Raw genomic sequence first — 9,313 nt, 5'->3', positions numbered from 1 at the left:
TCAGCAGCGAGCTCAACGACCGGCTTTTCGGCGGCGCCAACAGCATCGGCCGCACCCTGCGCGTGGGTGGCGCTGCCTTGCGCATTGCCGGCGTGCTCGAGGACTGGCACCCGGATCCGCATTTCTACGACCTCAACACCGGCTCCTACGCCTACGCCGAGCAGGTCTTCGTTCCGCTGCTGACGGCGCTGGATCTGCACATGCAGCACGACGGGTCCACCGACTGCTGGGGCAACGGCACCGGCGGCGCGGGCAGCATTTATCCATCGGCGGACTGCGTATGGATGCAGTTCTGGGTGCAGTTGGACTCGCCGGCCCGGGTGGGCGCCTACAAGGAGTTCCTGGTCCATTACTCGCAGCAGCAGAAGGCGCTGGGCCGCTTCGTGAAGGAGCCGAACGTGCGCCTGCGCGGGCTCATGGACTGGCTGGCCTACGAACGGGTGGTGCCGGACGACGTGCGCCTGCAGACCGGCCTGGCCCTGGGCTTCCTGCTGGTGTGCCTGGTCAACACGGTGGGCCTGATGCTGGCCAAGTTCATGCGCCGGGCCGGCGAGCTGGGCGTGCGGCGCGCGCTGGGCGCATCCAGGCGGTCGTTGTTCGCGCAGCTGCTGGTCGAGTCGGGCGTGGTGGGCGTGGTCGGTGGACTGGGCGGGCTGCTGCTGGCCCTGCTGGGCCTGTGGCTGGTCCGGCACACGCCTTCGAACTACGCCGCGCTTGCGCACCTGGACGTGCCGATGCTGCTGACTACGTTCCTGCTCGCGCTGGCCGCCAGCCTGCTGGCCGGCCTGCTGCCCGCCTGGCGGGCCTGCCAGATTCCTCCCGCGCTGCAGCTGAAGAGCAACTGACATGGACATCCTGCCGATTCTCTCCACCCTGCGCCGGCACAAGATCACCTCGTGGCTGCTGATCCTGGAGATCGCGCTGACCTGCGCCATCGTCTGCAACGCCGTTTTCATGATCGGCCACCGGCTGCAGCACATGCGTATGTCCTCCGGCATCGACGAGCACGCGCTGGTGCAGGTCCAGGTGGCCGACATCGCTCCTTCGCCCGACATCTACGCCCGGGCGAAGGAGGATCTGGCCGTGCTGCGGCAGATCCCCGGCGTGCAGGCGGTAGCGATGACCAACCAGCTGCCGCTGGGCGGGTCCTCGTCGAACGCAAGCGTCAAGCTGGACCCCACGCAGCGCCAGCCCATATTGAGCGCGGGCACCTATTTCGGCAGGGACCTGCCGCAGACCTTCGGGGCCAGGCTGGTGGCCGGACGTAACCTCAAGCCCGAGGAATACATCGATGCCGACATCGCGATCAAGGCGCTGGCGACCGGTGACACCAAGGGCCTTCCGGCGGTCGCGGTGGTGACCCAGGCCTTGGCACAGCGGCTGTGGCCAGGGCAGAACCCGCTGGGCAAGAGCTTCTACCTGACCGATACCGTGAGCCTGCGCGTGGTCGGCGTGCTGGCCGGGCTGGCCCGCGCCAACGCCCACGACGATGCCACCGCGCAGTACACGATGATCCTGCCGCTGCTGATGGGGGCCGGCAAGGACCAGAGCTACATACTGCGCACCCGCCCGCAGGACCGCGCGGCGGTGCTCAAGGCGGCGGTCGCCGCGCTCAAGAAGGCCGACCCGCTGCGCGTGGTCACCCGGCAGCGCACCTACGACGACGTACGCCACGAATTCTTCGCCAACGACCGCGCCATGGCCGGCATCCTGGTCGGCGTCATCGTGGCGCTGTTGACCGTCACCGCGCTGGGCATCGTGGGGCTGGCCAGCTTCTGGGTGGCGCAGCGGCGGCGCACCATCGGCGTACGCCGCGCGCTGGGCGCCACCCGCGGACACATCCTGCGCTACTTCCAGACCGAGAACTTCCTGCTGGCCACCTTCGGCATCGCGCTGGGCATGCTGCTGGCCTACGGCATCAACCTGTTCCTGATGCTGCACTACGAGCTGCCACGGCTGCCGGCGTTCTACTTCCCCGTCGGCGCCGTCGCGCTGTGGCTGATCGGCCAGCTGGCGGTGCTCGGCCCGGCGCTGCGTGCAGCGGCGGTGCCTCCAGTGGTGGCGACAAGAAGCGTATGAGGCTTCCCCTCTCCCGCTTGCGGGAGAGGGGGCTGACAAGGCGGGAGAGGATACGGGTGGAGCGCAGCGTTGCGTGCTGGCCCAACCCTTTCCCCCGACCCCTCTCTCACAAGCGGGAGAGGGAGTCCAATCACGGAGAGGTGCAATGTTCGGTTACTACCTCGATCTGGCCCTGCACAGCCTGAAGCGCAACAAAGTGCTTACGGCACTGATGGTGCTGGCGCTCGCGCTGGGCATCGGTGCCACGATCACCACGCTGACCGTGTTGCGGCTGCTGTCCGGCGATCCGCTGCCGCAGAAGAGCGCGCAGCTGTTCTACCCGCAGGTGGATCCCTATCCGGAGAACAGGCCCTTCTCGCGCAGCGGTACGAAGCTGCCGTGGCTGATGAGCTACGTCGATGCGATGAACCTGCTGCGTGCGGGCAAGGCGCAGCGACAGACGGCAGTGGCGCTGGCGCAGGTCAAGGTGAAGCCGAGGACAACGGAGGGCAAGCCGTTCTATGCGGACGGCGTGATGACGACGGCGGACTTCTTCCCGATGTTCGACGCGCCGTTCCAGTACGGCGCTGGCTGGAGCGCGGCCGACGACGACCGCCGTGTGCAGGTCGCAGTGATCTCCGGCTTCCTCAACGACAAGCTGTATGGCGGCGCAAACAGCGTGGGCCGCATGATCCGCGTCGAGGACCGCGACTTCCGCATCATCGGCGTGCTCAAGTCCTGGGCGCCGCAGCCGCGCTTCTACGCGCTGCACCTGGGCAGCCGCAATTACGGCAAGGGCGAGGGCGTGTTCATGCCGTTGCAGGCTGCGCGCGCCGACGGCATCGGGCCGAGCATGATGATGTCCTACGGCTCGGGTTCCAGCATGGAACACCTGGAGACTTCCCCGGCGATCTGGCTGGGCGTGTGGCTGGAGCTGCCCGATGCCTCCGCGGTCTCGGCCTACCGGCTGTTTCTCGCCGACTACGCACGGCAGCAGGTGGCGCTGGGGCGCTTCCAGAAATCGCGCACGGCCTTGTCTGGCCTGATGGCATGGCTGCGCGGCGAGCACGTGGTGCCGGACGATGCGCGCCTGCAGGCAGGGCTGGCGTTCGGCTTCCTGCTGATCTGCGTGGTGAACACGGTGGGCCTGCTGCTCGCGAAATGCCTGCGCCGTTCGCGCGAGATCGGCGTGCGCCGTGCGCTGGGCGCTGGCCGCGGCGCGATCTTCGCCCAGTTCATGGTCGAGGCCGCCATCGTAGGCGTGGCCGGCGGCGTGCTGGGCCTCGTCTTCGCCGAGCTGGGGCTGTGGGGCATCCGCCACCAGCCGGCGCAATACGCCAGCCTCGCGCATCTGGACCTGGCGATGTTCCTGTTCACCTTCGTGGTAGCGCTGGCGGCCAGCCTGGTTGCGGGCCTGCTGCCCGCGTGGCGCGCCTGCGCGGTGGCGCCGGCTCCGCAACTGAAAGCCCTTTGAGGGGAGCGACCATGGAAATCCGTCCGATACTCGCCAGCCTGCGCAGGCACCGCATACCGGCCACGCTGATCGTGCTGGAGATCGCGCTCGCCTGCGCGGTGCTGTGCAACGCGGTGTTCATGATCGGCCAGCGCATCGCCGACATTCGTTGGCCGAACGCGATCGACGAGCAGGGCATCTCGATGGTCACCGTGAACGGCACCGATCCCAGGCTCGCCGCCAGCGACATTCCGCGCGACCTCTCGGCCCTGCGCGGCATTGCGGGCGTGACGGCGGCCGCCGCCGCGACCAGCATGCCGCTGGATCAGAACCCCGCGCTGTCAGACTTCACCACGACGCCGGACGGCAAGACCACGGTTAACACTTCGATCTACTTCCTCGGCAGCGGCGGCCAGCAGGCGCTGGGGCTGCGCCTGCTGGCAGGGCGCTTCTTCAACGCCGACGAGTATGCGGACAGCGGTATCAAGGACTTCAATTCCACCGGTCACGTCGTGCTGATCACGCAAAGCGATGCGCAGCGCCTGTGGCCGGGACAGAGCGCGCTGGGCAGGAACCTATACACCAACGACAGGAGCTGGACGGTGGTCGGCGTGGTCGCCGACGTGCTGGCGCAGGATCCGAGGTTCAGCGGGCCGGGCGGCCGCCATTCCAGCGCGTTCTTCCCGCTGCATCCTGATGCGGTGATGGGCGACTACGTGCTGCGCAGCGCACCCCGGGACCGTGCGCGCGTCTTGCGCGAGGCGACACAGACGCTGGGCAAGCTGGAGCCCGGCGCGGTAGTGCAAGGCGCGACCTATGCCGGCGTGCGTGGCGACTACTTCGCCAATACCCGAAGCATGGCGTGGATGCTGGTGCTGGTCTGCGTGGTGATGCTGGCGGTGACCGCATTCGGCATCGTGGGCCTCACCAGCTTCTGGGTGGGGCAGCGCCGGAGGCAGATCGGCATCCGCCGCGCCGTGGGCGCCACTCGCGGCCATATCATGCAGTACTTCCAGACCGAGAACTTCCTGCTCGGCACCGCCGGCGTGGTGCTGGGCATGGTGCTGGCCTTCGGCATCAACCTGTACCTGATGCAGCGCTACGAGATCGCGCGCATGCCCTGGTATTACCTGCCGGCCAGCGCGGTCGCGTTGTGGATGCTCGGCCAGCTCGCCGTGCTCGGCCCGGCGCTGCGCGCCGCCGCGGTGCCGCCGGTGGTGGCGACGCGGTCGGTGTGAGTTCCGGCACGGCACAAATTTCCCCTTGAAGGAGCCTGGGAATGTTCGGCTACTACCTCGACCTCGCACTGCGCAGCCTCAAGCGCAACAAGGCGCTGACCGTGCTGATGGTGCTCGCCATCGCCGTGGGCATCGGCGCCAGCATGACCACGCTGACGGTGATGCACCTGCTCTCGGGCGATCCTTTGCCGGGGCGCAGCGGCACGTTGTTCTATCCGCAGGTCGATCCTGATCCGGACCCGTCCCCCAACCATCAGCCCTACGACATGATGGATTACCGCTCCGCGCAGGAGCTGTGGAGCGCCCATCGTGCGGATCGCGAGGCGATGGTGACCAGCAGCCAGCTGCGGCTGACCGCGTCCCACCTGAACCTGCCGCCGCTGATGGCGCAGATGCTGTCCACGACCAGCGATTTCTTCCCGATGTTCGACGTGCCGTTCCGCTACGGCGGCGGCTGGACTGCTGAGGACGACCGGAGCCGCGCACGGGTCGCGGTAATCTCGTCGGATCTCAACGACAAGCTGTTCAACGGCGCCGACAGCGTGGGGCGCACGCTGCGACTGAAGGACTCGGATGTGCGCATCGTCGGCGTGCTGGCGCCGTGGCGGCCATCGCCGCAGTTCTACGACGTGGCGGGAGGGCGCTTCTCCAATGGCGACACGGCGGGCTTCTACCAGCGGCCCGAGGATGTCTTCGTGCCCTTCCAGAGTTCGCTGGAAATCAACGCAGGGGGCTTCCAGCCGTTCACCTGCTGGAGCATGCCGGGCGATCCGGCGCACCTGCAGAATTCGCCCTGCGTATGGGTGGCGCTGTGGGTGCAGCTGGACAGTGCGGCCAAGGTCGCCGGCTACCGCCGGTTCGTGGCCGACTACGCGGCCCAGCAGAAGGCGCTGGGGCGCTTCGTGCATGCCGACAACACGCAGTTGCGCAGCCTGATGGGCTGGCTCGACTTCAACCAGGTGGTACCCAGCGATGTGCGCCTGCAGACGTGGCTGGCGCTCGCCTTCCTGCTGATCTGCCTGTTCAACACGGTGGGCCTTCTGCTGGCGAAGTTCCTGCGCCGGGCGGGCGAGATCGGTGTGCGCCGCGCATTGGGCGCAAGCCGCGCCGCGGTGTTTGCGCAATGCCTGGTCGAAGCTGGCCTGATCGGGCTGCTCGGCGGCGCGAGTGGCCTGCTGCTGACCTTGTTCGGCCTGTGGCTGGTGCGCAGCCAGCCGGTGGAGTACGCCGACCTGGTGCATCTGGACACGACGATGTTCCTGGCCACCTTCGCACTGGCCGTTGTCGCCAGCCTGCTGGCCGGCGTGCTGCCGGCGCTGCGCGCCAGCCGCATGCCGCCCGGCCTGCAACTGAAGACGCTTTAGCGCGTGCCTGGCGGCCCATCATCGCCGCATGGTCCGAGCCTGGCGCGCCGTGCGAGCGCAAAGAACATTAGAGCGGCCTTCCATGGCCGCACTCCTCGAAAGGAGCAATGAAACCATGCAGATCCAGCCCATCCTTGCCGCCCTCCGTCGCCATCGGCTGGCAAGCATCCTGATCGCAATGGAGATCGCGCTGGCTTGCGCGGTGCTCTGCAATGCCTGCTTCCTGATCGTCAACCGCGTGCAGCAGACCCGGGTGATCAGCGGCGTCGACGAGAACGCCCTGGCTGCCATCAAGCTGACCGGCTATGACCCGGCGAGGGGTGTCGACCTCAACGCGCGCGTGCTCAGCGGCCTTGCCAAGCTTCCCGGCGTGCAGTCGGTGAGTGCGATCAATCAGGTGCCGTTCGGCGATCACGCCGGTACTGCTGGCATCACCACCGATCCGGAGGGCAAGCGCTTCGGCGGCGTGGTGGATTTCTATGTCGGTGGCCGGGGCAGCTTCGAGGCGCTTGGCGTACGGGTAGTCGCCGGCCGGCTGCCGCAGCCCGCCGATTACCAGCCCGTCGATTTCTTCGTGCCGGACGACTCGGCCGTGTGGGTGACCCATGCGCTGGCCGAACACCTGTGGCCAGGCGCCGACCCGCTCGGCAAGGAATTCTGGACCGGCAGATTCCACTTCCGGGTGGCCGGCGTGCTGGCGCACCTGGCGCGTCCCTATGGTGGCGAGGGTGGCCCGAACACGATCGAATGGTCGGTCTACGTGCCCGCGCAACCGGGCGCCCGGCTTGCGGCCGTCTATCTGCTGCGCGCCGACCCTGCCCAGTTGCCGCGGGTGCTGCGCGACGCGCGGGCCGCGATGGCCACCATCGCGCCCGATGCGGTGCTCGACAGCAAGGCAAGCCAGACCATCGGCAACCTGCGCGAGAACTATTTTAGGCAGGACCGCGTGATGGCCGGCATCCTGGTCGGCGTGATCGCCGCGCTGCTGCTGGTGACCGCGCTGGGCATCGTCGGCCTGGCCAGCTTCTGGGTGCAGCAGCGGCGCCGGCAGATCGGCGTGCGCCGCGCGCTGGGCGCCACCCGCGCCGACATCCTGCATTACTTCCAGACCGAGAATTTCCTCATCGTCACCGGCGGCATCGCGCTCGGCATGCTGCTCGCCTATGCGTTGAACCTGATGCTGATGCAGCACTACGAATTGCCGCGGTTGCCGCTGTCCTACCTGCCGGTGGGTGCGCTGGCGCTGTGGGGCCTGGGTCAGCTCGCCGTGCTGGGCCCGGCTCTGCGCGCGGCGGCAGTGCCGCCGGTGGTGGCGACGCGGTCGGTCTGATTCCCGGCGCGACCACTGCTCGCGCAGCGGGAAGCCATGCCTTCTGGCACGAGAGCAGGCGCCAACCGAGGCCAACAATCCATCTCCCCTACAACAACCTCTGCCGACAAAAGGAACCAACGATGAAATTGCGACCTCTGGTGCTCTGCATGGGCCTGCTGGGCACCGTCCCGCTGGCCATGCCCGTGCTGGCTGCCGATACCGCGCAGGCCGCGCCGGCCGACGTGGCAGCCCGCGTGAAGGCGTTCAACGGGCTGCTCGCCGAGCAGTGGCAGCACATGCTCGAGAACTCGCCGGAGTTCGCCACCGTCCTGGGCGACCTGCGCTACAACGACCGCTGGAGCGACATGTCGCTGGCGCACACGGCGGCGGAGCGCAAGGTCACCGAGGATTTCCTGCGCCGCTTCCAGGCGATCGACACCACCGGCTTCTCGGACGAAGACAAGCTCAACCAGCAGCTGATGGTGCGCCAGCTCAAGGACAGCCTCACCAGCCTGGACTTCAAGCTCAACGAGATGCCGCTGGACCAGATGAGCGGCGTGCACCTGCAGCTGGCCGGCTTCGTCAGCTCGATTCCGTTCGACAACGCCAAGGAGTACGAGGACTACCTTGTGCGCCTGAAGGCGGTGCCGAAGCTGTTCGACCAGACCATCGAGGTGGCGCGCCAGGGACTGCGCGACGGCATGATGCCGCCGAAGTACCTGCTCGAAAAAGTCGTGCAGCAGATCGCCAGCATCCAGCAGTCGGCCGGCATGGACAGTGCGTTTGCCGAGCCGCTGAAACACTTTCCCCAGTCGGTGTCCGCGGCCGAGCAGGCGCGGCTGAAGAAGGAGATTCTCGCGGCGATCGACCAGCAGGTACGCCCCGCCTACGCCAGGCTCGGCGACTTCGTGGCGAAGGACTACGCCCCGCACGGGCGCAGCCAGCCGGGCGTGTGGCAGCTGCCCGACGGCGATGCGATCTACCGCTTCCTGGTGCGCCAGACCACGACCACCGACAAGAGCCCGGCGGAGATCCACGCCATCGGCCTGGCCGAGGTCAAGCGCATCGAAGAGGAGATGACCGCCATCGCCAAGACCCAGGGCTATGCGGACCTCGCCAGTTTCCGCGCCGCGCTCAAGATCAACCCCAAGGTGCATGCCAAGTCGCGCGAGGACATCCTCGAGCGCTATCGCGCCTACCTGGCGCAGATGAAGCCGCAACTGCCCAAGCTGTTCGGCCTGCTGCCCAAGACCGACGTGGTGGTGATGCCGGTGGAGCCCTATCGCGAGAAGGAGGCGCCGGGCGCCGAATACCACCAGGGCACGCCGGACGGTTCGCGGCCGGGCCAGATCTTCGTCAACACCGGCGACTTCGCCAACCGCAGCGTGCTGTCGATCGAGTCGACCGCCTACCACGAGGGCATCCCCGGCCACCACATGCAGATCTCCATCGCGCAGACGCTGCCCAAGCTGCCGCCGTTCCGCCAGCAGGCCGGCTACACCGCCTATGTCGAGGGCTGGGCGCTGTACGCCGAACAGCTGGGCAAGGAGGTCGGCTTCTACCAGGACCCGCTGTCCTACTACGGCCACCTGTCCGACGAGCTGCTGCGCGCCGACCGCCTGGTGCTGGACACCGGCGTGCACTACAAGCACTGGACGCGGGCGCAGATGGTGGACTTCTTCCACGCCCATTCCAGCGAGGACGAGCCCAGCATCCAGGCCGAGACCGACCGCTACGTCACCTGGCCCAGCCAGGCGCTGGCGTACAAGATGGGCCAGCTGAAGATCCTGGAGCTGCGTGCCCGGGCCAGGCAGGCGCTGGGCAGCAAGTTCGACATCCGTGCCTTCCACGACGAGGTGCTCGGTGGCGGTGCGCTGCCGCTGGACGT

Annotated in this window: 7 protein-coding genes; all 7 read left to right on the top strand. The window is 67.8% G+C overall.

From position 1 onward, the window contains the following. Positions 1–845 (top strand): FtsX-like permease family protein (locus HOQ08_RS01460; protein ID WP_291190506.1); only part of this gene is annotated, 845 nt, incomplete at its 5' end. A gap of 1 nt (position 846) precedes the next feature. After that, the gene (locus HOQ08_RS01455; protein WP_291190503.1) at positions 847–2,079 is read left to right on the top strand and encodes an FtsX-like permease family protein; all 1,233 of its coding nucleotides are present in this window, start codon (positions 847–849) and stop codon (positions 2,077–2,079) included. 145 nt (positions 2,080–2,224) lie between these two features. Beyond that, entirely contained in the window at positions 2,225–3,532 is a 1,308-nt protein-coding gene (locus HOQ08_RS01450) for an ABC transporter permease (protein WP_291190500.1), read from the top strand. Positions 3,533–3,543: 11 nt separating this feature from the next. Further along, positions 3,544–4,749 carry an FtsX-like permease family protein gene (locus HOQ08_RS01445; RefSeq protein ID WP_291190497.1) on the top strand — a complete coding sequence of 402 codons (1,206 nt, stop codon included), beginning with the start codon at positions 3,544–3,546 and terminating at the stop codon, positions 4,747–4,749. Positions 4,750–4,790: 41 nt separating this feature from the next. After that, positions 4,791–6,113, top strand: a complete 1,323-nt coding sequence (locus HOQ08_RS01440) for an ABC transporter permease (protein ID WP_291190494.1) — start codon at positions 4,791–4,793, stop codon at positions 6,111–6,113. 115 nt (positions 6,114–6,228) lie between these two features. Beyond that, positions 6,229–7,443: an FtsX-like permease family protein gene (locus HOQ08_RS01435; RefSeq protein WP_291190491.1), complete on the top strand. Its 1,215-nt coding sequence runs from the start codon at positions 6,229–6,231 to the stop codon at positions 7,441–7,443. A 122-nt stretch (positions 7,444–7,565) separates the two neighbouring features. After that, positions 7,566–9,313 (top strand): DUF885 domain-containing protein (locus HOQ08_RS01430; protein ID WP_291190488.1); only part of this gene is annotated, 1,748 nt, incomplete at its 3' end.

The organism is Frateuria sp. (assembly GCF_013362045.1).
Taxonomy (GTDB): Bacteria; Pseudomonadota; Gammaproteobacteria; order Xanthomonadales; family Rhodanobacteraceae; genus Frateuria_A.
This window is presented reverse-complemented; position numbering and strand designations above follow the sequence as displayed.

Excerpts from the sequence above, each read along its gene's own strand:
- HOQ08_RS01455 (WP_291190503.1), top strand. The coding sequence starts at position 847 with ATGGACATCCTGCCGATTCTCTCCACCCTGCGCCGGCACAAGATCACC.
- HOQ08_RS01450 (WP_291190500.1), top strand. The coding sequence starts at position 2,225 with ATGTTCGGTTACTACCTCGATCTGGCCCTGCACAGCCTGAAGCGCAAC.
- HOQ08_RS01445 (WP_291190497.1), top strand. The coding sequence starts at position 3,544 with ATGGAAATCCGTCCGATACTCGCCAGCCTGCGCAGGCACCGCATACCG.
- HOQ08_RS01440 (WP_291190494.1), top strand. The coding sequence starts at position 4,791 with ATGTTCGGCTACTACCTCGACCTCGCACTGCGCAGCCTCAAGCGCAAC.
- HOQ08_RS01435 (WP_291190491.1), top strand. The coding sequence starts at position 6,229 with ATGCAGATCCAGCCCATCCTTGCCGCCCTCCGTCGCCATCGGCTGGCA.